At 47.1% G+C, this 23,565-nt stretch carries 16 protein-coding genes; 10 read left to right on the forward strand and 6 right to left on the reverse strand.

Annotated features, from left to right (window positions below):
* Window positions 1-62: 62 nt before the first annotated feature.
* Together VPR01S_RS09785 and VPR01S_RS09790 are read left to right on the forward strand one after the other, a co-directional pair.
* The gene (locus VPR01S_RS09785; protein WP_021705161.1) at window positions 63-584 is read left to right on the forward strand and encodes a GNAT family N-acetyltransferase; all 522 of its coding nucleotides are present in this window, start codon (window positions 63-65) and stop codon (window positions 582-584) included.
* On the forward strand, window positions 577-960 hold the full coding sequence (locus VPR01S_RS09790) for a nitrous oxide-stimulated promoter family protein (RefSeq protein WP_021705162.1): 384 nt from the start codon (window positions 577-579) through the stop codon (window positions 958-960). The genes VPR01S_RS09785 and VPR01S_RS09790 overlap by 8 nt, the downstream gene beginning before the upstream one ends.
* A 10-nt stretch (window positions 961-970) precedes the next feature.
* On the opposite strand, the gene VPR01S_RS09795 is transcribed toward VPR01S_RS09790, so the two are convergent.
* Window positions 971-2,131: an MFS transporter gene (locus tag VPR01S_RS09795; protein ID WP_021705163.1), complete on the reverse strand. Its 1,161-nt coding sequence runs from the start codon at window positions 2,129-2,131 to the stop codon at window positions 971-973.
* A 202-nt stretch (window positions 2,132-2,333) separates the two neighbouring features.
* Window positions 2,334-2,768, reverse strand: coding sequence for a thioredoxin TrxC (gene trxC, locus VPR01S_RS09800; protein WP_021705164.1), 435 nt, complete (start codon window positions 2,766-2,768; stop codon window positions 2,334-2,336).
* Window positions 2,769-2,891: 123 nt separating this feature from the next.
* On the opposite strand from trxC, the gene VPR01S_RS09805 reads away from it, so the two are divergent.
* From VPR01S_RS09805 to VPR01S_RS09820, 4 genes are all read left to right on the forward strand, one after another.
* On the forward strand, window positions 2,892-3,977 hold the full coding sequence (locus tag VPR01S_RS09805; RefSeq protein WP_021705165.1) for a ketoacyl-ACP synthase III: 1,086 nt from the start codon (window positions 2,892-2,894) through the stop codon (window positions 3,975-3,977).
* A gap of 110 nt (window positions 3,978-4,087) precedes the next feature.
* Entirely contained in the window at window positions 4,088-5,236 is a 1,149-nt protein-coding gene (locus tag VPR01S_RS09810) for an exonuclease SbcCD subunit D (RefSeq protein WP_021705166.1), read from the forward strand.
* Window positions 5,233-8,292 (forward strand): AAA family ATPase, encoded by a 3,060-nt coding sequence (locus VPR01S_RS09815; protein ID WP_021705167.1) that lies wholly within the window; start codon window positions 5,233-5,235, stop codon window positions 8,290-8,292. The genes VPR01S_RS09810 and VPR01S_RS09815 overlap by 4 nt, the downstream gene beginning before the upstream one ends.
* A 211-nt stretch (window positions 8,293-8,503) precedes the next feature.
* On the forward strand, window positions 8,504-10,543 hold the full coding sequence (locus VPR01S_RS09820; RefSeq protein WP_040902505.1) for an ATP-binding response regulator: 2,040 nt from the start codon (window positions 8,504-8,506) through the stop codon (window positions 10,541-10,543).
* A gap of 40 nt (window positions 10,544-10,583) precedes the next feature.
* Here VPR01S_RS09820 and cqsA read toward each other — a convergent pair whose 3' ends face one another.
* The 3 genes from cqsA to clcA all read right to left on the reverse strand — a co-directional run bounded on the left by cqsA (window position 10,584) and on the right by clcA (window position 14,454).
* On the reverse strand, window positions 10,584-11,765 hold the full coding sequence (gene cqsA / locus VPR01S_RS09825; protein ID WP_021705169.1) for an alpha-hydroxyketone-type quorum-sensing autoinducer synthase: 1,182 nt from the start codon (window positions 11,763-11,765) through the stop codon (window positions 10,584-10,586).
* Between the two features lie 233 nt (window positions 11,766-11,998).
* Window positions 11,999-12,952, reverse strand: a complete 954-nt coding sequence (locus VPR01S_RS09830; protein WP_021705170.1) for a TDT family transporter — start codon at window positions 12,950-12,952, stop codon at window positions 11,999-12,001.
* Window positions 12,953-13,050: 98 nt separating this feature from the next.
* The gene (gene clcA, locus VPR01S_RS09835; RefSeq protein WP_021705171.1) at window positions 13,051-14,454 is read right to left on the reverse strand and encodes a H(+)/Cl(-) exchange transporter ClcA; all 1,404 of its coding nucleotides are present in this window, start codon (window positions 14,452-14,454) and stop codon (window positions 13,051-13,053) included.
* Between the two features lie 481 nt (window positions 14,455-14,935).
* Between clcA and VPR01S_RS09840 the strand changes: the two genes are divergently transcribed.
* Window positions 14,936-15,922 (forward strand): CobW family GTP-binding protein, encoded by a 987-nt coding sequence (locus VPR01S_RS09840; RefSeq protein ID WP_021705172.1) that lies wholly within the window; start codon window positions 14,936-14,938, stop codon window positions 15,920-15,922.
* A 189-nt stretch (window positions 15,923-16,111) separates the two neighbouring features.
* Complete coding sequence (locus VPR01S_RS09845) at window positions 16,112-17,974, forward strand: potassium transporter Kup (protein ID WP_021705173.1); 1,863 nt, start codon at window positions 16,112-16,114, stop codon at window positions 17,972-17,974.
* 24 nt (window positions 17,975-17,998) lie between these two features.
* Here the strand turns inward: VPR01S_RS09845 and nifJ are convergent, their stop codons facing one another.
* Window positions 17,999-21,298: a pyruvate:ferredoxin (flavodoxin) oxidoreductase gene (gene nifJ, locus VPR01S_RS09850; RefSeq protein WP_021705174.1), complete on the reverse strand. Its 3,300-nt coding sequence runs from the start codon at window positions 21,296-21,298 to the stop codon at window positions 17,999-18,001.
* A 99-nt stretch (window positions 21,299-21,397) separates the two neighbouring features.
* Here nifJ and VPR01S_RS09855 point away from each other — a divergent pair, with 99 nt between their 5' ends.
* Together VPR01S_RS09855 and VPR01S_RS09860 are read left to right on the forward strand one after the other, a co-directional pair.
* On the forward strand, window positions 21,398-22,849 hold the full coding sequence (locus VPR01S_RS09855; RefSeq protein ID WP_021705175.1) for a sensor histidine kinase: 1,452 nt from the start codon (window positions 21,398-21,400) through the stop codon (window positions 22,847-22,849).
* Window positions 22,839-23,537 carry a response regulator gene (locus VPR01S_RS09860; protein ID WP_021705176.1) on the forward strand — a complete coding sequence of 233 codons (699 nt, stop codon included), beginning with the start codon at window positions 22,839-22,841 and terminating at the stop codon, window positions 23,535-23,537. The genes VPR01S_RS09855 and VPR01S_RS09860 overlap by 11 nt, the downstream gene beginning before the upstream one ends.
* The last annotated feature ends 28 nt before the right edge of the window (window positions 23,538-23,565 follow it).

Consider the following 23,565-nt stretch of genomic DNA (forward strand, 5'->3'; position numbering starts at 1 on the left):
AGGCATTTCGGACGCGTGAGGATATAGTTTTTTCTTTCTGGTTACAAACTCTGATTCTGTCTATGCAACCACTCGAAACCACACGCCTGCGTCTGCGCTTTATTACGTTTGACGATGCGCCGTTTATCCTGAAACTCTACAATACCAGTGGTTTTCTGCGTTTTGTCGGAAACAAGCGTCTCAGTACGGAATCTGACGCTGAACACTACATCGAGAACGCCTTTTTAACGATGGAGAGGGACAAGGGCGTCAGTCTGCTGGTGGTTGAAGAGAAACAGACATCAACCCCGATTGGCGTATGTGGCCTTATCAAGCGAGAGATACTCGATGCCTATGATGTTGGCTACGGGTTCTTACCGCAGGCGACTGGAAAGGGTTACGGAACGGAGTCTGTGCTTGCTGTGATTCGTTATGCGGAGCAACAGGAACATATTGACGAGTTGGTGGCAATCACGACGGCTGACAATGAAGCCAGTAAGGCGCTGCTGAATAAAGCCGGCTTTCAGTTTGCCAAAACGCAACAGGTTCTTGAGGACGGGAGGGCGTTGTTGCTGTATTCGTTGACGCTGAGGCAATATGACTGAGAATAATGAGATTTTTAACGGCGAGTTATTAAAAGAGTTCAACACCGTAAAAGCCATGATCTGGATTTATTGTCGCGACAAGCATGGTGCCCGTCAAATCTTGTGTGAAGAGTGTGACGCGCTATTGCGCTACGCGGTGCAGCGACTGGATCGCTGCCCTTATGGCGCAGCCAAACCGACCTGTAACCGTTGCCCGATCCACTGCTATAAACCGGAGCCAAAGCAACGAATGCTGGCCGTGATGCGGTATGCGGGTCCGAGAATGTTACTGCCTCACCCGATTCTGGCAATCCGCCACCTGATACACGAAAGGCGTGCAGTGCCGGATAAACCGGTACCACACGCCTCCAATCGTCATCGAAGGATGAAGCGTTAAGTTGATACTGTTAGTCGCCGGCAACCAAACGACGTTTGGTTTTGACACTGGCCAGCAACATATAGATGCAAGTCGCCAACAATGCCGCAAACAAGTAGCCCATCAAACCTTGTTGTGAACGCATGAAGCTGTCAGCCAGAATCGGACCCACAACAGACCCGATGCTGTAGCTAAATAGCATGACTTGAGTCACCGCGACTATTTTAGATGGCTCCATCTTGTCACAGCCTAAGTTGATCGCGATAGGATACAGAGCAAACGTCGCCATACCCAGCATAAAAATGCACACCGCCAACACAGACAGGCTGCCGTCCAACGTTGTAATCGCTATCGCGCCCACACCCAGAAGACAGAACATGGCCATCAACAGCGTGCGGCCGAGGAATTTGGATGCCCAAGGCACCATAGGTTGAACGGCCATACCACCCAGTATGATCAGAGCCATAAGCGTACCCAAGTCCTCATTGCTTATTCCACGATGCGCCAGTTCAAGGGGCATTAGGCCGTAGATTGCGCCAAGCGTTAAACCGGAAACCACGCAGCCGATGATCGCAGCATGATTCATTTTACTGATCTGCTTGAATGACAGACGGGATGGCTGTTCGCTTTCTGGCTGATCGGATTCACCAAAGACAAGCACAACCACCGCCAGCAACAGCAGTGTAAAGATCGCAATAAAAGGCACACCGCCTTCAATACCGAGATAACCGATGCCCAGTTGACCGATAGATGAACCGCCATAAAGTGACGCCATATAAATACCCAGACGGCGAGCGCGGCCTTTCTCATCCCCATGCAACAGCCAGGATTCTACAATCACAAACACGCCAGCTACAGCGATACCCGCGATAAAACGTGCAGCCAACCAAATGGTTGCTTGTGGCAATAAAGGAAGCACAAGAATGGTCGCGATAAATGCACTCAGGCACCAAACAAATGCTTTGCGGTGTCCGCATTGATGCACCAGAGGTTCGATAACAATCGCACCAACTAAGAGACCTGCGTAGAAAACACTCGCCAGCCAGCTGGCCAACTGACTATCAAGACCATAATGAGGCAAAACCAGAGGAATTAAGCTCATTAGGTAGCCAGAAGCTACAGCATATAGCGATAACGCAATAACAGGCACGGATATGCGTGCTTTTTGCGCAGTTTCAAAAGTGTTTTCCACCGCTGGATCCCCAAAAGAAAAGAGTCAAGAACATTATGATTTTCGGGGCGACTATGCAGATTTCACAGATAAGGGTAAAACGAAAAATATCGAACTTTACGATAAAAATTATTTATCGTAACTGAGTGTGGAGTAATCATAACAAAAGTCGGCATATTTAGTGAAAATATGCCGACTTTTTATGCATTTGTATGAGGTGGTGTTATTTAGAGGCTGCTGAGTTAAGCCATTGATCAAATTGTGACTTTGGTAGAGCGCCATTAACCATATCGACTCTCTGACCGTTCTTAAATACCATTACTGTAGGAATGCTGCGAATCTGATATCTTGCCGCAATGTTTTGCTGAGTCTCGGTATCGACTTTAATAAATCGCATCTGACCTTTTCGCTCTGCGGCAACATCAGCAAAAATAGGTGCAAATCCCACGCAAGGATTACACCAAGGCGCCCAAAAATCGATCACGACAGGTTGCTGGCTAGTAAGTAAAGCGTCCAGGTTGGCTTCAGTACCTTCAATAGGGGCGCCGTCAAACAGAGGTGACTGACACTTACCGCAGATTGGGTTTTCTGAAACACGTTCTACTGGCACTCGATTCAAACCATGGCAAGACGGACAACGGCTGTTAAATGTAGGCATAACTTTCTCTCGAAACTTTCATTTGTTATCGGTTGAATTATGACATGAATCTTAAATAGAGCGTATCGGTACGCCGCGATACTGAGTATACTTCGGTGAAAAAGATGTATAAAAAGGTTATTAATGACTCAATATTACGCAGAAATTACCGGTTGGGGTAAATGTCTCCCGCCGGCTACGCTCTCCAACGACGACCTCAGCACTTTTCTCGATACTTCGGATGAATGGATTCGCTCTCGTACCGGCATCGAAAACCGTCGCATCAGCCATGTAAACACTTCGGAACTGGCGACCGTTGCTGCAAAACACGCTTTAGCGTGTGCTGGAATCAGCGCGAATGAGATTGATGTGCTGATTGTTGCGACCTGTTCGCCGGATTCGCTCATTCCTAACATTGCATCTAAAGTTTCGCAAAATCTGGGCATGAAAGCGGCGGCTGCATTTGATCTCAATGCCGCTTGTACTGGATTTGTCTACGGGCTCGAAACGGCGACTCGCCTGATTCAGGCTGGCAACTATCGCAATGCACTGGTTATTGGTGCAGAAAGGCTGTCATTCTTTATTGACTGGACCATGCGTGATACTGCTGTCCTGTTTGGTGATGGGGCAGGCGCTGTAGTGCTGAGCCGCACAGAACAGAAAGCCGGGTTGCAAAGTGCACAATTAGGCTGTGATTCTGCAGGTCGTGACATCCTGGCGGTACCCAAGTTCGGTACATCGATGGATCGTTTTGCTGCGGACAACGGTTACTGGGAATTCGACTTTATCGGTAAAGAGATTTTCAAACGTGCGGTAAAAGGCATGGGAGCGGCAGCCCAGAGTGTATTGTCTCGTTCCGGTTTGTCTACTGAAGAGGTTGATGTCGTGATTCCTCACCAAGCTAATATCCGGATTATTCAGACGCTGTGCGATCTATCCGGTATCAGCCAGGAAAAGGCGTTTGTGAACATTCACAAATACGGTAATACTTCCGCGGCAACCGTGCCTATTGCCTTATGTGAAGCGCTTGAGCAGGGAAAAGTGAAACCAAATGACGATTTGCTTTTGGCCGCATTCGGTGCTGGATTGACCTGGGGGGCTGGGCACATAAAATGGGGTGAGCGTGTCACGCCGATAGGGCAAAGTGATGCAGCTCTTCCAGAGTGCCCACACAGTGCACTTGAGCTACTTGCCAATGCAATTGAGCATTGTAAAAGTAAGCCAGAGTAAAAACCCGACCGTCGCCGCCAATTTGTGCGGCGACTGTGTTTTTGCCTAGGGAAAGCAAACCTCTGCTGGTATTATCCACCTCTAAAGTAAAGTATAACGGCACGTCTTCAATGAAGTTTCTTCACACCTCCGACTGGCATCTTGGCCGCCAATTTCACAATGTCTCTCTTCTTGATGATCAACGCGCAGTGATAGAACAGATCATCGATTATATTGCCAATCATCCGGTTGATGCTCTAGTGATTGCTGGTGATATTTATGATCGTTCGGTTCCACCGACCAGCGCCATTGAGTTGCTGAATGAGACCGTCAACCGGATTTGTGGTGAACTCAATACGCCAGTCATTCTGATCTCTGGCAATCATGACGGCGCACAGCGGCTGGGTTTTGGTGCAGAGCAAATGCGCCATGCCGGTCTGCATATTTTAAGCAGTTTCGATGATCTGTTGAATCCGGTGGTTATTCACTCTGAGACGAGCGGAGACGTTGCATTTTACGGTATGCCTTATCACGATCCGGAACTGATCCGACATTTGTATCAAGAGAGCGTCTCCGATCATGATGAAGCTCATGCATTCCTTTCTAAACGAATTCAAGAGAGTTGGAACGTGGACCAGCGTCATGTGCTGATCAGCCACTGTTTTGTCGATGGCGCCATCGAGTCGGAATCCGAACGTCCGCTATCCATTGGTGGCTCTGATCGAGTCAGTCATGAACATTTTGTTGAATTTGATTACGTAGCGCTGGGCCATTTGCATCAACCACAACAGAAAGGTGAAGAGTACATTCGCTATTCAGGTTCATTGATGAAATACAGCTTTTCTGAACAGCATCAGAAGAAGGGGATGACATTGGTTGAGTTGGACGAGAAAGGCTTTAAGTCGGCAACTCACATTGATCTGAAAGCGCCTCATGAAATGCGAATTATTGAGGGTGAACTGAATGATATTATTGCTCAGGGAATGACCGACCCGAACAGTCACGATTATGTGTTGATTCGCCTGCTGGATAAGCATGCGATTCTCGACCCGATGGAAAAGCTGCGTAAAGCGTATCCGAATGTGCTTCATTTGGAAAAGCCCGGCATGTTGATTGGCGTGGATCAAGAAATGGGTAGAGCCAGGCTAACTAGAGGTGAAATTGATATGTTTCGGGATTTCTTTCTGGAGGCCAAACAGGAATCGTTGACACCTGCTCAGGAAGAAGCAATGGCCAGTATTATCAGCAAGCTAACTGGTGATAAGGAGGTCCGCTCATGAAACCGATAAAACTAATACTTCAGGCGTTTGGTCCGTTTTCGGGACAAGAGCAGGTCGATTTCACCAAATTGGGTGCCTCTCCACTGTTTTTGATCAATGGCCCGACCGGCTCTGGAAAAAGCTCTATTTTAGATGCTATCTGTTTTGCACTCTATGGCGAAACCACAGGCAGTGAGCGGACTGGTGATCAAATGCGTTGCGATCATGCTGAGCCTGACACACTGACCGAGGTCAGTTTTGAGTTTTCTCTTGGCAGTAAAGTCTACAAGGTTGTTCGGACGCCCGATCAGGAAGTGCCCAAAAAGCGAGGTGACGGTACCACGAAGAAAACGCACACAGCGTCACTGTATCTGGTTTCGAATGGAGAGGAGCAACTCATGGCTAGCCGCCCGACTGCGGTGTCTAAAGAGATGCTGTCTATCATTGGTCTGGATGTGAAACAGTTCCGCCAGGTCATGGTGCTACCTCAAGGAAAGTTTCGTGAGCTATTGACCGCGAACTCAAAGGAACGCGAACAGATTTTTGGACAGCTATTCCAAACACACATTTACACTCAGATCGAGAAAGCACTGTTTGATCGAGCTGCCGGTATACGAAAAGAAAAAGATGAGTTTGATAACCAGATTAAAGGGGCACTGGATGTCGTCTCGGTCAACAGCGAAGAAGAGCTTCAGGCAGAAAAAGCGCGTTTGGCTCCTATCTTGAGCGGAAGTGACCAGCAATATCAGAATGCCCAAAAACAGTTAGATCATACCAAGCAGCAACACTCGGCTGCCTTAGAGCTGAGTCACCAGTTTGCCCAGAAAGCGAAGTTGGATGCGGAATTGAAAGAGCATCTGGCTAAACGTGAGGGTATCGATAAGTTACGTCTGCAGAAACAACAGGCGCAAAAAGCCATGCAGCTTGATCGCCCATACGATCAGATGAAGAGTGCTGAGAAACAGTGCGAGACTGCCAGAAATAGTATAAAAGATAAATCTCTGCTTCTGGAACAGGCTCAGCAGCAGCTAAAAGACGCGGAGAGTGCGTATCAGGCAGCCGAGAAAAATAGCGAGCAGGTCAGTGAACTCAATCAGCAACTGTTCCAACTGGAGTCAGTAGGCAAGAAATTCGCCGCGTTGAATGAGCAACAAAAATTGCTTGAAAGTGCTAATCAAGCCTTTGTCGCAGCCACTTCGCATCATCAGAAATCTGAGCAGACATTTAAGCACCTGGATACTCAACTTCAGGCGAAACGAACTGAGCGTGAACAAGCACAGCAGCAAAGTGCGACGCTGGATGGTAAACGACTGTCCCTCACCAATACCATTGAGCTGATTGATCTTCGCCTGAAACATCAGCAACTCATCCAGCGCCAGAATGCTGAGTTACAGCGGTTCCAGCAAGTGGAAAAGCAGTATCAAGCCGCTCAAGAGCAAACCAACCTTGCGCGTCAAACTGCAGATAAACTCGAGTTTGTCTGGCACAGCAATCAGGCAGCAGAGCTGGCGGCAAGATTGACAGAAGGTGACTCCTGCCCTGTGTGTGGTAGTCACACGCACCCTCAGTTGGCGCAGTTTATGGGTGACGCTGTAACAAAAGATCAAGTCCAACAAGCGCGTGAATACCAGCAGCAGCAAACGAACCGCGAGCTTGAACAGGCAAGTTTACGGCAAAAGCTGGAAAGTGATTTACAGTACTTGCAGCAGGAAGCCGTTCAAGTCGAAGCCTCTTTGCAGCAGAAAGAAGCAACGGATTTGGAAACGTTACAACAACGGAAACTATCGCTGGAAAACGAAATTCAACGTTTGTCTGCTATTGACTTAGTTGCGCTAGAAGACCAGTTGCGCCAATTGGAAATCAAACTGGTTCAGGCTCAGCAAGAGCACGACGCTCAGGGACAAAACCTTGAAAAAGCGCGACGAGAGTTGACTGAAGCAGAAACCAAAGTCGCGTCGCTACAGTCGGATATTACGTCCGACTTTACGCACGTTGACCAAGTCAGACAAAAGTACAGCTCAGTTCAGAAGCAGATACAGAGCTTGACTCTGGCAGAACAGCAGGCACGTACGCGATTATCGGAGATGCAGAACCTGGTTGCGTCGTCTCAATCTGCCCATATCAGTGCCAAAGAGCAGCTTCAATCCTGGACAACGGAATTGGAACGGGCTCAGGCGCAATGGGAACACGCTTTAGCCCAGACAGATTTTCACGATGTGGACGCTTACCTAAAGGCGAAGTGGGACGAAGCCCAACACACAGCTGCAGATGGTCGCCTCCGTCAGTTTGATGAGTTACTGGCGACTCTGAAAGGGCGGATTGATAACGTTGCTCAGGCGTTAGAAGGTAAAGAGCCGCCTAATTTGGCGTCCATTGAAAGTGAATTAGCTGGAAAGCAAAAAGTGGTGAGTGGTGCGTTTGATATGCTGGCATCCCACCGCTCTCGTATGGATAGCTTGGTTCAGGTGGAACAGAAACTGGCGCGATTGTACGAGAAAAACGTCGAACTCGAAAAAGCCTACCAAGTGTACGGTACGCTCAGTGATATTGCTAATGGTCGTACTGGGGCCAAAGTCAGCCTACATCGTTTTGTGTTGGGAGTTTTGCTTGATGATGTATTGATTCAGGCATCTCTGCGCCTCAGAGTAATGACTAAAGGCCGCTATGAATTACGTCGCAAAGAGGATAGAGCGAAAGGGAATGCGGGCTCTGGTCTCGATTTGATGGTCGAGGACGGATACACCGGAAAACTGCGTGATGTCGCCACGCTTTCTGGCGGTGAATCATTTATGGCTGCATTGGCCTTGGCTCTGGGGCTGTCGGACGTGGTGCAGTCATACAGTGGCGGCATTCGCCTCGATACACTGTTCATTGATGAAGGTTTTGGCAGCTTAGATCCTGAATCCCTTGAACTCGCAATTCAGACTTTAATCGACCTGCAACAAGGTGGCCGCACGATAGGCATCATCTCTCACGTCAGTGAGTTGAAGGAACAGATGGCTTTGCGTGTGGATGTATCTTCAAGTCGAACTGGCAGTAAAATAAAAGTACTGGGAAATCAGAGTCTGGTCTATTAATCAGGATTTTTATTGTGTTAATACGCAATTACTGGCTATAAAGAAATAAAAGAATCAAAATTCAGTCACGGTTAACGTCTCATTAATAAGACGTTAGAAACTCGGTTCTATGGATATTAATCGTGTCGGTAATTAATTATAATTAACAAAGTTTTATAAACCGGAACAATAAAATAGTTCAAATATCCGGTAAATCAGAATGGCTAGGATCATGGATGTAATCAGGAAAATCTATCAATATGCAGAACCAAATCTGTCCTTGGTTGGGTGGATGGGCTTTATTGGTTTTCCCATTTACTACTATGTGTGGGGTTATGTGTTTCCGGAAGCATACGAGAGTGCAGGGCTCAGAGGCTTCTGTGCTCTTTTGTTACTTGGATTAGCCTTGCGAGAGCATCTGCCTGGTTATCTAAAAAAGTACCTACCGTATTATTACGTCGCGGTGATCACGATATGCTTACCATTTTTCTTTTCATTCATGATGTTTATGAACGATTGGTCAACGGTCTGGGTGATGTCGTTCATGGCTTCGATTTTTCTGCATATCCTTTTAGTGCATGAAACTAAAGTGATGTTAATGCAGGCCATTCTGTCTGTTTTCGTGGCATTTTTGCTGTCTTATTTCATCAATGACGGACGCGTTGACACGATCGTTGTATGGCCATATGTGCCTATTTTCTTGTTCACCTACATATTCGGTAATTTATTTTATTTCCGAAATCAGGTTGAACATGAAACGAAAGTCTCAATCGCGAAATCTTTTGGCGCTGGAATTGCGCATGAAATGAGGAACCCTCTTAGCGCACTGAGGACTTCAGTTGATGTACTTGAAACGCTCATACCTAACCGGAAAGCGGACCCTAAGACCATATATGAACTCAGCGAGGCAGAGGTTGAACGAGTACATGAAGTGCTCAGAAGCGCGGATGAAGTAATTAAGAATGGTAACGAAACTATTGACTTATTGCTGACCTCGATCGACCAGAACCGGGTGTCGCGTTCAACATTTATCAAACACTCGATAGAAAAAGTGGTTCGTGAATCACTAGACAGTTTTACCTACTCAAACTCTAACGTTTCACACAACGTCAAGCTGGTTGTGGAACAGGACTTCGATTACTTTGGTAGTGATACGCTAATGAAGTATGCCCTGTACAATCTGTTAAAAAATGCGTTTTTCTACCAAAAAGATAGTGATTTTGAAGTCATTATTACTATCACATCTGCAAACGGAGTTAACCAGCTTCGTTTCTACGATAACGGCTCAGGAATCGAACCAGACAAGCTGGATCATATCTTCAAGGATTTCTATACATCGGGGAAAAATGGCAGTTTCGGTTTAGGTTTACCGTTTTGTAAGCGAGTGATGAGTGCGTTTGGAGGTTCAATCCATTGTGTATCTTCGTTCGGTAAGTGGACGGAGTTTTGTCTGCTGTTTCCGCCGTATCAATCAGAAACCATCGATAATATTAAACACGAAATTATGCGTTCAAAATCTTTGCTTTATGTTGGCGATCATTCTTTGGTAAGCCGTAAACTGAATGAACTCTCGTTCTATTCTGGTTTTACGCTAACAAGCCTTTCCATCCAGGATGCTATTGAGCTTGAAGAATACGAATTTGAGTTCGACTTGATAATCGTCGATTTGGATTGTTGCCGGGAGCTTGAATACCGTCAACTGGAATCAAAACTGACGTTTACGGAAGCGAAGATCGCGTTTCTTTTTGAAAACCATAAGAAATATCATGATCAATTCAGCCGCTATCTGACATTTTATCCTGTTGAGCGCAGTGCCCTGCTTGAGGACTCTGCTGGCGTAATTGAAAAGCTAGTGTTTGAGTCACCGGAGCCCGACAGAAATGTTCTCCCTCGTAAAACTAATCAGTTCGGCAAACGTGTACTGATTGCTGATGACAATGATTCAGTTCGCTCGTTTACCGCGATTCTTCTTAACAAGCAAGGTTATCAGGTCACCGAAGCGACGAATGGTGAGGAAGTGATTCAGGCTCTAAACTCGACTCCAATTGATCTGATCCTTATGGATTTAGAAATGCCCATTATGAACGGATTTGATACAACCAGTCGTATTCGGTGTTCTTCGCAAACGTATTCTAATGTACCGATAGTGGGGCATACAGGAGATAACCGAGAAGATACATTATTCCGTATTCGTGAGTCTGGCATGAATGATTATTTGATTAAGCCAACAGATAAAAATAGATTGTTAGATAAGTTGGAATACTATCTTTAATATTTAATTTAGCGCCACTAAAGTGGCGCTAAATTATAGTTTAAATGAAATATAGTTCAGGATTGTTAAATGCGGATTCGCAAATGTTTAATATTTCATTGACTTGGTCTCTGGATATTCCACTATTCAATGATAATCTTACGATGTTTTTATTATCTGGAGTTGCGGGAGTACAGAATACTGAACCATATACTCCGTGTTCCTCTAAATAATCTCTGACTTTACGAGTGTTTGTTTTCTCCCCAGTTTCTAAAGCAATAATCTGCGACTCACTGCGAATATCAAAGCCAATCTGTTTTAAGCCAGACACCAAATAATCGGCGCATTCAAATAAGTGCTTTCTGGCGTTATCACTTTCTTTGATCACGGAAAGTGTGGCATCGATTCTGTCGAGCTCGCAAGCCATCATTGCAGAGCTGAAGATGGACGGAAATGATACGTATGGCATTACTTCCCCTGTCGCATTGTTGCTCCATACTGCGCCTGCTCGATAAGCAAAAGTTTTAGCCAGACTGGCTGTCATAAAATCGACTTTATGACTGATTCCCAATGACTCTAATAAGCCAGCACCGTGTGTACCGTGGGTACCTAAAGAATGCGACTCATCAACGACAATCGCGCAGCCAAGCTCTTTGGCTGCATCAACTATTTCAATGAGGGGAGCAACAGTACCAAGCGTACTATAGATAGAGTCAATTAACACCACGCCAGGGCCGTTGCGTTTTACCAGTCGCTTTAAATGGCGAACATTGTTGTGCATAAATGGATGGATGTTGGCACCAGCTATTCTGGCCCCTTCCCACATAGACATATGGGCGAAGAAGTCGATGTATACATTCGTATCTGAATCACAGATGGTCTGGAGAAGACCTAAGTTTGCAATCCAACCTGAAGGAGCGACCACGCAACTTTTGAAGCCTGTAAACTCTGCCAGTTTATGCTCAATCGTTTTATCCAGTCCATCGTCATGAAGGAAAACGTTAGACATAAAAGCGGTATCTTTTCGCGAAATAAGAGAGCTGACATGAGCATCTATAATTTTTGGATGAGTAGACAAAGCAAGGTAATCGTTACTTTGCAGTACAATATCTTGTGAACTGGGCTTTTTACCTAAAACAAGATTTCGTCCATTGTCTTCTTTTTCTATCAGATCTTTTACGAAGTGGTTAATTCGGCGTTCAACAAAATCTGGTAGTGTCGGATAACGATTTTGCATGTTCATAATTTTATATCCTTGGTTGAATTATTAAAAGCTAGCTGACCTGGATATATATGAACTGCGTTAAATATTAAGTCGAATGGGAATGATTATTTTCTTGCGCAGAGTTGCAAACAAAAATATACTAAATGTTAAATCTCTTATAAATAATTACCTTTTGGAAGTGTAATTTTTTAAATATTTATTAAAATCAACTTATTTATCAATAAAATAACTAATAATTTTAATAATTACGATTAGGGTTTAGCAAACAATTCCGGCCAGTACATTCTGATATAGCCGACAGATACCCAGACAACAAGCAGAGTGGCGATCGTTAACTCAAACATGCCGAAGTGATGCATCCAATGCCATTGTGGGTGGTATTCTTGAAAGAACGTAGTGAGGCGGAACATTGCCACGGCGCTGATCACGGACGGAAAGGTGACGGCAGCAATGGAGGGTTGAAACTTGAGCTTAAGCAACCTGAAGTAGCATAGGTAGATTAACAACGTCATGGTAATCGCTATCCCAGCCAAAGCGCCCGTTAGAATCGGGTCCGGTTCAGGAAAGTTTACCAAGTAAGTCGCTAAAGTCAGGTTAATGGGGGCCGCCATGATCGCTAAGGTAGGGCGGGCGCGTCTGGGAAGCATGCCGAGAAATACCAGGCGATACAGAACCACTGGCAACATAAAGAAGTAAATAGTGATACAGGTTTGAACGAGCGTTTCGGAGAATACCGTGTGCTCGAACTGGTTACCAGCCAGCGAGCTGCTGATCAGGCCGACTGGATATAGAAACCAACTGGGGACGATATTCGCCATTTTGAAGTTGAGTAACTGAAAACTGAAAAACAGCAGCATCATGGTGAAATGCAGAAGAAGCGCGGCAAACCAGATCGGGTAAGCAATCGCCGGTGAAATCACCGCCAGATAATCACACAAAATCAGGATAGCCATACTCATTGGCGCCATTAAGCTTCCGCTCAGTGGATGACGAATATCTGCGAGAAAAGTCTGATAACTGGTAAAGTATTTGAGTAAGACTGGGATCAGGAGCAGGGCACCAAGCGCAGCAAGATAAGGGCGTATCAGTGTACCCACTTCAGGTACATAGAGTGACCAGGCCTGACCAAGACCTATCATACCCAGTGCAAGGGCTGCCTGAGAAGGGGGAACATTTTGTACACGGATCAGTCTGCGCCAGTTCAATTACAACTCCATTAAGAACTTATACTTCGAAAAGCACTGCCCAATTCCTTTCAGACAGTGTGGCGCGAATAATACCAAGTGAATGATATAACTGGCAATCACCCTTGAGCTTCGGTTGGGACATCCTCCTGTCGCAACTTCTCATTTTTCAGAGTTCGGTGAAGTAACTGGCTATAAATCGGCTGTCCGCCCAGCATCTGGGCAAAAATGACGGCGCCGAGACTGGTAATGATGAGCGGTAGAATCAGGTAATAGTTGTTGGTCATTTCAATAACCAGCAAAATTCCAGTGATGGGCGCACGCACGGTCGCTGCAAACAGGGCACCCATGCCCGCAATGGCAAACATCCCTGGCTGAATGTTCAGCTCAGGTAACAGTGTACTGGCGATAAGGCCGAATGCGTAGCCAAACAAAGTGCCAAGTGCCAGCATTGGGGCAAATACACCGCCGGGTGCGCCTGAGCTAAAACAAATCATAGTGGTAATGATTCGGCCTAAAAACAACAGCAACAGCAATCCAGCGCCATATCCTCCATTGGTGATATTTGGGATGAGGTCGATACCGCCTCCAGTGAGCTCGGGCATGTAGAGCAACATCAGCCCGAAACAACCACCAATTAGTGAACCTGTCAGCAGGTAGCGTTTGCGGTCATTCTTGTGGACACGGATAAACATATCCTGAGAGAAGGTCACCAAGCGGTTAAAGATGACACCAAATACACCAAAGAGGGCGCCCAGCAACAGAAACAACCATAGTGCGGGCAGTTCTGGCGCATGATACTGAGGCATCGTGATCACGGCATCCTGGCCATTGATGTAGCGAAAAACAATATTGGCTGCAACCGCGGAAATGATTACCGCGCGGATAGAGATCAATGAGTAGCGGAATTGCGGACGCATCTCTTCAACTACGAACATGATGCCGGCCAGTGGCGCGTTAAATGCGGCCGCCAGGCCTCCTGCGGCCCCGGATGCCAGTAACGAATGTCGTGTGTCGTCGTTTTTAATCCGGAAAAGGTCGGTGACCATACGACCGATGGCACCGCCCATCTGTACTGTCGGACCTTCTCTTCCCAGCACCATCCCTGAGCCTAACGCGCCCATGCCGCCAAAAAACTTCACCGGTAAAACGCGCCACCAACGTACCGGGCGCATGCCATCCATTGCCCCTTCTATTTCAGGAATACCGGAACCTGCGGCTTCTGGAGCAAAACGGTGGACCAGATAGTAACCAATAAATGCCAGAGTGGCGGAAATTAAAAATGCCGCAAGCCATAGAGGAAGGACGCTGCCAATTTCACTCTTCAACCATTGAGTGCGGGTTTCTGAGACAAAGTGAACCGCGATTTCGAAGTAAGTGCCGACCACACCGGCCAAAATACCGACCAGTAATGCCATGAGAAGAACGGAAACTGGCGTTTTATCTTTTGAGAGAAATTGATTGATGGCATCTTTAGGAACATGCGCTAACAGGGAATGTTTTAACTTCTCTCTTTTGGTCATAAAAGGAAAAACCTCGAAATGGGATGGGGCAGAAACGACGTGCTTGAAATTATACGCCTGTCATCAGGTAACTATAGTTGTAAAGATGGAATATTGATTTGCATATATGGTGAACAAGTATTCTTCAAATGGATATTTTAAGCATACAAAATGATGCATGGATCACATTCTCAGCTTGCACTTTTCTGGTTTTGAACCATAGTTAATTTGTAAGGCATCTGAACCGACTCGCAGGGAGGATACAATAGCCTTACCTAAAATTTGGATGGATTCAAAAAACTCATTTCCATAGCCTCGTATCTTGATTGGGTCGCACCAACAGACTTCCCAATCCGCAAACTCACGATTGAGTCACGAGGACAAGGCGCACCATGATGTGCGCCTTTTCGTTTGCGCTGAATTTTACTGACCCTGTGTTATAATGAGCTGCTTGCTGCGGCTTATTTCCGTTATACTCAGGGCGTTAGTTAAGGAGCGTAACATGACCGTAAAAGTACCCACCAATATCATCACCGGCTTTCTTGGCGTCGGTAAAACCACCGCCATACTGGAACTATTAAAGAACAAACCACAGGATCAAAATTGGGCCGTTCTGGTTAACGAATTTGGTGAGGTTGGTATTGACGGAGCGATGATGACTGATCAGGGCGCGATGATAAAAGAAGTGCCTGGTGGTTGCATGTGCTGCACGGCAGGTGTGCCGATGAGTGTCGGTATCAATGCATTGCTGCGTCAGAAACCAGACCGTCTGTTGATTGAACCAACTGGGTTGGGTCATCCGAAGCAGGTGGTTGCGACGCTTACTTCTGCGCAGTACGAAAATTATGTTGATCTGAAAGCAACCATTGCGCTGGTTGATCCGCGTAATCTCAGTGATGAAAAGTATACCTCAAACCAGAACTTCAACGATCAGCTGGATAGTGCCGATATCGTAATAGGGAATAAAGTGGATCAGTGTGACACCCATGATATCGATGTGTTCAATGATTGGGTGACTGATCAGGATCCGCCAAAAGTTTTTAGCCAGTTGGTTAAGCAAGGGCAACTCCCTCTCGAACTGCTGGACGTCGAACGAGTACGTGAAGGCGCTTCCGCCAAGGTAGAGGCTCATCATCACCATCATGCGCAAATGGAGCCTCAGTTTGAACTCCCATCAGGCCAGACATTCGTTAGAAAGGAAAATAAAGGTCAGGGCTATTTTAGTTGTGGCTGGTTGTTTGGCGCTGAATATCAGTTTGATTTTGACGAATTGTTTTCGATGTTGAGTGCACTAACGGCAGAACGTGTTAAAGCGGTGGTGAACACGGATAAGGGGTGCTACGCCTTTAATGTTGCCAACCAGGTCGTGTCGGTGAATGCATTGTCTTTGGAAGGATTTGAATCCCGTCTTGAAGTTATTGATTCACAGCTAATGCCATGGGAACAACTGGAAAATATCTTGCTCAAACTCGCCGGAATTCAGCGTTAGAGCGAATGGGAATGGCTGGTGAGTCGCGTCGGGTGGCTCACTGCCTGTTACTATGACATGGTTATTTTCTTCCAATCTTTATATCCTCTTTACACACTTCGTTTCTTTCTATTCATTTTCTTTGTATTCATCGGACTACCATGGCCGGATATTTTTCGGTAAGGAACGTGTTACCACACGTTAGGGTTCATGAAATACAATCAACAAAGTAAAGTGCCGCTGGCTGTACTGGCGATCGGTATTGTTTATGGTGATATTGGTACCAGCCCGCTCTATGCAGTGAAAGAAGTCTTTTTTGGTTCCCATCCGATAGCGGTGACACCAGACAATGTGTTTGGCGTGTTGTCTTTGGTATTTTGGGCGTTCGTGCTCATCGTTTCATTGAAATATCTGTTGGTGGTGACTCGGGCATCACAGAACGGGGAGGGTGGGATTTTAACGTTGTGCGCCATCGCTCAACGACATGCGCCTGCGAAGCTAAGCTATGCTGTACTGCTACTTGGCTTGTTAGCGAGTGGCTTTTTCTTTGGTGAAGCGGTGATCACTCCCGCAGTATCGGTATTGTCAGCCGTTGAGGGCATTGCGGTTGTCGAAGCGGATCTGGCGCCTTACATCATGCCCGTTGCTATTGTGATTATTGTCTGCCTGTTTGCTGTGCAATCGTATGGGACGGAACGAATTGGCCGTGCTTTTGCGCCGATTATGTTGCTCTGGTTTATGACTCTGGCGTTATTGGGTGTGAAGGCCATTGGCCAGTATCCTGCAATCCTTCATGCACTGAATCCGAGTTACGCGGTTGACTTTATTTTATCTCACAGCCGCACTGGTTTGACGACACTAGGCCTGGTTGTGCTATCGATAACCGGAGTGGAAGCATTGTATGCTGATATGGGTCACTTTGGGATCAAGCCGATCCGAAAGGCATGGTTCGCTTTGGTTATGCCAGCGTTGCTGCTGAACTACTTTGGTCAGGGCGCCTACCTCTTGTCATCGCCGGAGTTCGGAAATCAGCCGTTTTACAACCTGGTTTCCAAGCAGTGGCTATGGCCGTTAATCACGCTGGCGACATTGGCTGCCATCATTGCGTCTCAAGCGGTCATTTCCGGGATTTTTTCTCTGACGCGTCAGGCGATGAATTATGGTTATCTGCCTGCATTGAAAATTGAACACACGTCTGCACGGTCACAGGGCCAGATCTACGTGCCCTTTGCCAATACGCTATTGTGCATCGTGGTCTTGTTTGTGATGGTTCGCTTTCAATCCTCGGCGAATCTGGCGGCGGCTTATGGGATCGCAGTGACGGCGATCATGTTGATCTCATCCTTGTTGACTCTGGTGGTAGCGTACTATGGATGGCAGTGGTCACTGTATCGAGTCGTGGCGTTTGGCTGTGTATTTATTTCGTTGGATCTTGTATTGCTCTCCGCAACCTTAACGAAATTTACCCATGGCGGCTGGTTACCGATGGTGATCGGTGGGGGATTGTTTACGGTAATGTATATTTGGCAACAACAACGGAGCAAATTGATTTTAACTGAGAAAAGCGAATTGTCGCTGGTGGCACTCTCATCATCACTGGATAGTGAAGCTATTCGTCGTGCTCCCGGAACGGCCGTGTATTTGTCACGAGAGACTCATCATGTCCCTCGTTCATTGCTACACAACCTCAAGTACAACAAAACGCTGCATGAACGCAATGTAATCTTAACGTTTCAATATGAATCGATCCCACAAGTGCATCCGTGCAAGCGAGCAGAAATTACACAGTTGTCTGACAGTTTCTGGCAGGTGTTAATCCGGGTCGGTTATCAGGAATTTCCCGATACCGAACAGCTGACGCATTCATGTGCGCTGAAAGATCTGTATTTGCATCCACAGGAAACGGTTTTTCTGATGTCGTCAGAGCGGATCAAATCTAAAGGCGGCAGTGTTTGGCACGAAGTGAAAGTGAGAGTGTTTATTCTGATGAGTAAGCATGCTCTTCGTACTTCTGAGCGTCTGCGGATCCCATCTGACCGGTTGATAGAAATGGGGGTGTATCGAGAACTGTAATAAAAGGCCCTTACGGGCCTTGTATTATTTCGCGAGTGTCGGCTCTTGGGTCACATTAGCCAGTAAATCCCAACCTCCGCCTTTTACCAGTGACCGTGTAACGTCGGCGCTGTGAGCCAAATCGTAACCATGTTCAATGCATGGTGAATAGGCCACCACGAGCGAGGGGCCTGTGTGTTCGCCCGCCGCTTTCAATGCTTTAATGGTTTGGTTCATATTGGCCCCTAGCGCAATTCGGGCAACAAAGATACCCGGTACCTGTTGGTACATCGAGATCAGATCTTTGGCACTTTGCGTATTAGGCTGTGAGCACAACTTGGCGGTTTTACCCTCAGGGGTAGATTTCGATTTTTGTCCCCCGGTATTGGCATAGCACTGGGTATCGAGCACCAGTATATTGATGTTTTCCCCGCAGCGTAGTACGTGATCCAATCCGCCAAAGCCAATGTCATAAGCCCAGCCATCGCCGCCAACCAGCCAGACCTGTTTTTCAACCAGATAGTTACTCAGCAGTTTCAGTTCGTCATGTTTGATTGTGTCGTGACAGAGCTGGGACTTAAGCGTTTCGATTTGCTGACGTTTCTCTGGAATCTGATCTGATTGTATGCTGTACGTATGATCTGGCAGTTGCTGATTGAGCAGGTGAGTCGCACGTTGCGTGAGTTGCTGCACAGCCAACTTCATTCCAAGGCCAAACTCGGCATTGTCTTCAAATAGGCTATTGGCCCAAGCCGGTCCACGTTGGTCTTGATCCTGACTGTAGGGTGTGGTCGGTAAGTTACCGCCGAATATCGAAGAGCAACCTGTGGCATTGGCGATATACAGGCGGTCGCCGTATAGCTGGGTCAGAATGCGAATATAGGCTGTTTCGCCACACCCTGAGCAGGCATTGGGGTATTCAAAATAGGGCTGTACGGTCTGCAATGTCTTAACGTCGATCCTGTCTTGCAGGTGGACTGATTCGGAAGGCAGTTTCTCAAACTGCAGAAACTGGCGTTGCTCTAACTCGTAACAGTCCGATTTTGCAACCATCATCAAAGCTTTGTTCTCTGGGGTGTTCCGCGCAGAAGCCGGGCAGACCTGAGCACACAACTGACAGCCAGTGCAGTCGTCGGGTGAGACCTGTAAGGTATATTGAGAACCAGCATGTTGTCGTGATCGGTAAGGCATGCTTTTTAGTGGCTTCAACGTATCGCTATTGTGTTCGGCTGTGACGATCTTTGCTCTGATGGCAGTATGAGGGCAAATTGCAACGCAATAGCCACATTGCGTACAAAGATCCGGAGACCAAACAGGCAGTTCATCAGCCAGGTTCCTTTTTTCCAATCTTGCGGTGTTGGTTGGCCAGACACCATCGGCCGGATATTGCGATACTGGAATGTGATCCCCTTTGCCTGCCAGCAACTGTCCTGTCAACGAGGTTACGCTAATGCTCAGCGGCATGGCGGCTGAATCAGGTGCAGGCTGACTTTGAGCCTCAAACGGGGATACATTCAGCGCTTTGACGCCGGCATCAATGCAACGCAGATTATTGTCTATCACCGACGGTTTTTTCCCTGCCAGACTAACCTGAGATTCGCTTTTGAGCTTATCGACCAGTGGTTGCCATTGACCCTTACCCAGCAACATGATCAGCGCAACCTGCATGACGATGCTGGGTTTGTCTTTCAGCTCGTGTTCAGCAGCAATGCGGTCGGCGTCAATCGTCATCACTTTAATCTGATCCGACTGAATTTTGCATTGCAGTCCAATTGGTAAAGCATTCCACAGAGCAGCGCCTGTTAACGGAGTATTCAGCAGCAGCGTGCCTTTGGGCATCAGTTGCGCGGCGATGTCGCGTTCAACCAGCAGTTTCATGTGCGCCACAGAAAGCAAACCGGATTGTCTTAGCGGATATGGAGCACGAATCAATTCTGGTGATAAGCGTAAATAGCTGGTGGTGATGTTGCCGGATTTTTTCGAATCGTAATCAAACTGGGCGTTTACTTGCCAGGAAAAGTGCTCACCGAGTGTGGTGATTGCATTTTTGCAGGCGCTAATGCTGCCATCCCCACCGTAGCCATAAACAATGGCAGTGCTGTCTAACGAGGAAGACAAAAATCGTGGAGTCACTGACGGTAAACTCAACTGAGTAATATCATCAAGAATACCAATAGTAAATTCGTGTTTCAGATACTCGTCTGGCAAGTTCAGCATCTCAAAGATCGCCTGGGCATCCTCCGGATAAAAAGCTTTCTCGGATAACCCATATCTCCCTCGGCACAGTTGCGCTGAGTTCCCTGACTGACTAACTGCTTGCAACACATCGAGATAGAGTGGCTCACCACTGCTTCCTGGTTCTTTGGTTCGATCCAAAACGGCGATGCGCTGGACGCTTGACGGCAATGCTTGCAAAAAGGCTTCGGTGGGAAACGGACGGTAAAGCCGAATGCTTATGACGCCAATCTGTTCGCCATGGCGACATTGCTGTTCAACAAATGCCTGAAGTGTTTCAACCGATGAGCCCATCGCGACCACTACTCGGGTTGCCTGAGGGTGACCACTGTATTCCACGACGTGGTACTGGCGACAAGTGTGATGGGCAAACTCGTTGAGAATCTCTTCCACGATCTCCGGTGTGCGCCAGTGATAGCTGTTTTGTGCCTCCCGGCACTGAAAATAACTGTCTGGTCCGGCAGTAGCACCGCGTAGCGTAGGCCGATCCGGCGTCAGAGCACGGTGGCGGAACGCCAGAAGATCTTCTTCAGGGAGCAAGTCGCGAAGCTCTGTGCCTAGAACCGGCGTGATATTGCACAGCGAGTGTGAAGTAATGAAACCATCAAAAAAATGAATAAACGGCAACCGACATCTCAACGAAGCCAGATAAGCGACAAGTGCCATGTCTTGTGCTTCTTGTCCGTTGCTGGCGACCAGCATCGCAACCCCCGTTTGTCTTACTGCCATTACATCCGAATGGTCACAGAAGATCGATAATGCATGCGTAGCCAGGCTGCGGGCTGCGACGTGTATGACACAAGGTGTGAGTTCACCCACCAGCTTGTACAACGTCGGGATCATCAATAGCAATCCTTGAGAGGAGGTGAATGTGGTCGACAGGGCGCCACACATCGCACTGCCGTGCACCACCGCAATCGATCCGCCTTCAGATTGCATTTCAATCACGGTAGGTACGGTACCAAGCGCATTCGCTTTCTGTTGTGAAGACCAGCTTTCGCAACATTCCGCCATACTGGTACTGGGCGTGATGGGATACACGGCGATCACCTCACTCAGTTGATAAGCTATTTTTGCTACGGCGGTATTGGCGTCTGTAATCCAGTTCATAAATCAATAAACCTTATATTGCGTCGCAACCATTGCGACTTAACAGGAAAGTTGTATGATGCCTGCTTGGTCAGTTGTTTGAACCGACGAGAAACAGGTATGATTAAGACGCTAAAAGTGGCGAACATTCAAGAAGTGCATAAGGTTGTCGCAATGGCAACTTTGTATGGACTGGTGACGTTCGTGGGAGTGCTGTACCGCAGAGAAATGATTGAAACCGATGTCGCGATGTTGTTTCTGTTACTCAACATTTTAAGCGCATCATTGCTGAAGCCGAGAAATACGTACCTGATGACGATTGTCGGTATCGTGTCGTTTCACTATTTCATTCTGCCCGATTACAGTTCGTTCCGGTTTCAGAATGCGCAGCACATCATTACCTTTGCGGTCATGGCTTTTAGTGGGATATTCGCCAGCAATATAACACAGTCTCAGCGCAAGCAAATAGACAAAAACAAACGGCTGCAACATCGGCACAAAACCAATTATCAGCTCGCTCGCCATCTGTCCGCTTTGCAGACCAGCCAACAAATTGCTCAGGCTACCATTCAATTTTTGCGCAAAGAGCAAGCGCTGGAGAGCCGGATTTATCTGGCTGAACCGAGCTGGCACCTGCTTGCTGGCTCGAATGAGAACGCGTCGCCCAATGTGATAGGTTGGCTTAAAGAGCGTAAAACGCCACCAGGAATGAACGCGTACTGGCTAAATGACAGCAGCGAAACAATAGGTGTATTGCTGGTCGATGCGGACAAAGAGCTCACCGTTGATCCCTGGGTCATTTCACTGCTTAGCCTGTCTCTGACTCGTTCTCAAGCCACTCAGGCGCTGGCCGAGGTGGAAGCAACCAGCCGGATGGAAAGTATGCGTACTACGTTGCTAGCATCGGTATCGCATGATCTAAAAACACCACTTGGCACCATTATCGGTGCGGCAACGACTTTGCGAGACAGTAGCGTGAAACTGGCTGCTCCGGTGCGCGAGGAGTTGCTTATTTCCATTGCAGAACAAGGTGAGCGTCTGAACCGAAGCCTGACGAAGTTATTGGATATTACCCGTTACAGCGCTGGTGCTCTGGTGCCGAAACGAGAATGGGTAGAGCCTGAGGAAGTGATTGGCAGTGCGCTGCAGCGCTTGTCTGCCCGCGTAAAACATCATAAGGTGCGGCTGATCAGTGAACCGATGTTGGTCGAACTCGATAGCTTGTTGTTTGAACAAGTTGTGTCGAATCTAATTGAAAATGCAGCAAAATACAGCCCTGATCAAAGCGAGATCGAGATCAGAACGGATTACCGTGATGGGCAGTTTGTGTTGTCAGTATCGGATCAGGGCAGTGGTATTCCTGAGGAGCAATTGACCAAGATATTCGAACGTTTTTATCGTCTGGAAAACTCTGCTGTTGACGGTACTGGCTTGGGATTGGCGATTTGTCAGGTGATTGTACAAGCGCATCATGGCGAAATTACTGCAAACAATCGCGAAGGGGGGGGCAGCTGTTTTTGTGTCACGATTCCCTGCAAACTTTATGATTTGAGAGAACTGTATGAACAGTGAAATCAAGATACTGATTATTGAAGATGAAAAGCCAATCCAACGTTTTTTAAATGTTTTGATTGCCGGTTATGATTATCAGGTCAAAATTGTAGACACTGCCGAACAAGGGCTACATGCGGTAGCAAACTGGAATCCACATTTGATTTTGCTGGATTTAGGCTTGCCTGATATGGACGGCATTACATTAACGCGCGAGTTAAGAAGCTGGACAGAGACACCCATTATTGTGATTTCCGCACGCGAAAAAGAAGCGGACAAAGTTCAGGCATTGGATGCAGGCGCGAATGATTATCTGACAAAGCCTTTTGGCAGTGAAGAGTTGATGGCCCGTATTCGGGTGGCGATTCGCATGAGTAAATCTACTGATCAACAGGCGCCGGCTTCCATCGAATTTGGTGACATTGTTTTGGATCTGGCTCTACAACAAGTCAGTAAACAAGGTAACGCCTTAAAACTGACCAAAACCGAATACAACATATTGAAGCTGTTGGCAAAAAATATGGGCAAGGTGTTGACTCATAAGCAAATTCTCAAAGAGGTTTGGGGCAGTAATTATGTAGAGCACCACCATTACGTACGTATTCACGTCGCTCAGTTACGTCATAAGATAGAGGACAACCCGGCTCAGCCACGACATATTATTACCGAGACCGGGGTAGGATATCGATTGGTCGAAAACAGTGGATGACAGATAGCCCGGTACGCCGGGCTTTTTA

Source organism: Vibrio proteolyticus NBRC 13287 (genome assembly GCF_000467125.1).
GTDB lineage: Bacteria > Pseudomonadota > Gammaproteobacteria > Enterobacterales > Vibrionaceae > Vibrio > Vibrio proteolyticus.

What these genes read in the sequence shown, in the direction of transcription:
- VPR01S_RS09840 (WP_021705172.1), top strand. Translation starts at nt 14,936, where the DNA reads ATGACCGTAAAAGTACCCACCAATATCATCACCGGCTTTCTTGGCGTC.
- cqsA (WP_021705169.1), bottom strand. Translation starts at nt 11,765, where the DNA reads ATGAACATGCAAAATCGTTATCCGACACTACCAGATTTTGTTGAACGC.
- VPR01S_RS09810 (WP_021705166.1), top strand. Translation starts at nt 4,088, where the DNA reads ATGAAGTTTCTTCACACCTCCGACTGGCATCTTGGCCGCCAATTTCAC.
- VPR01S_RS09845 (WP_021705173.1), top strand. Translation starts at nt 16,112, where the DNA reads ATGAAATACAATCAACAAAGTAAAGTGCCGCTGGCTGTACTGGCGATC.
- VPR01S_RS09785 (WP_021705161.1), top strand. Translation starts at nt 63, where the DNA reads ATGCAACCACTCGAAACCACACGCCTGCGTCTGCGCTTTATTACGTTT.
- VPR01S_RS09860 (WP_021705176.1), top strand. Translation starts at nt 22,839, where the DNA reads ATGAACAGTGAAATCAAGATACTGATTATTGAAGATGAAAAGCCAATC.
- VPR01S_RS09805 (WP_021705165.1), top strand. Translation starts at nt 2,892, where the DNA reads ATGACTCAATATTACGCAGAAATTACCGGTTGGGGTAAATGTCTCCCG.
- trxC (WP_021705164.1), bottom strand. Translation starts at nt 2,768, where the DNA reads ATGCCTACATTTAACAGCCGTTGTCCGTCTTGCCATGGTTTGAATCGA.
- clcA (WP_021705171.1), bottom strand. Translation starts at nt 14,454, where the DNA reads ATGACCAAAAGAGAGAAGTTAAAACATTCCCTGTTAGCGCATGTTCCT.
- VPR01S_RS09790 (WP_021705162.1), top strand. Translation starts at nt 577, where the DNA reads ATGACTGAGAATAATGAGATTTTTAACGGCGAGTTATTAAAAGAGTTC.
- VPR01S_RS09815 (WP_021705167.1), top strand. Translation starts at nt 5,233, where the DNA reads ATGAAACCGATAAAACTAATACTTCAGGCGTTTGGTCCGTTTTCGGGA.
- VPR01S_RS09820 (WP_040902505.1), top strand. Translation starts at nt 8,504, where the DNA reads ATGGATGTAATCAGGAAAATCTATCAATATGCAGAACCAAATCTGTCC.
- nifJ (WP_021705174.1), bottom strand. Translation starts at nt 21,298, where the DNA reads ATGAACTGGATTACAGACGCCAATACCGCCGTAGCAAAAATAGCTTAT.
- VPR01S_RS09855 (WP_021705175.1), top strand. Translation starts at nt 21,398, where the DNA reads ATGATTAAGACGCTAAAAGTGGCGAACATTCAAGAAGTGCATAAGGTT.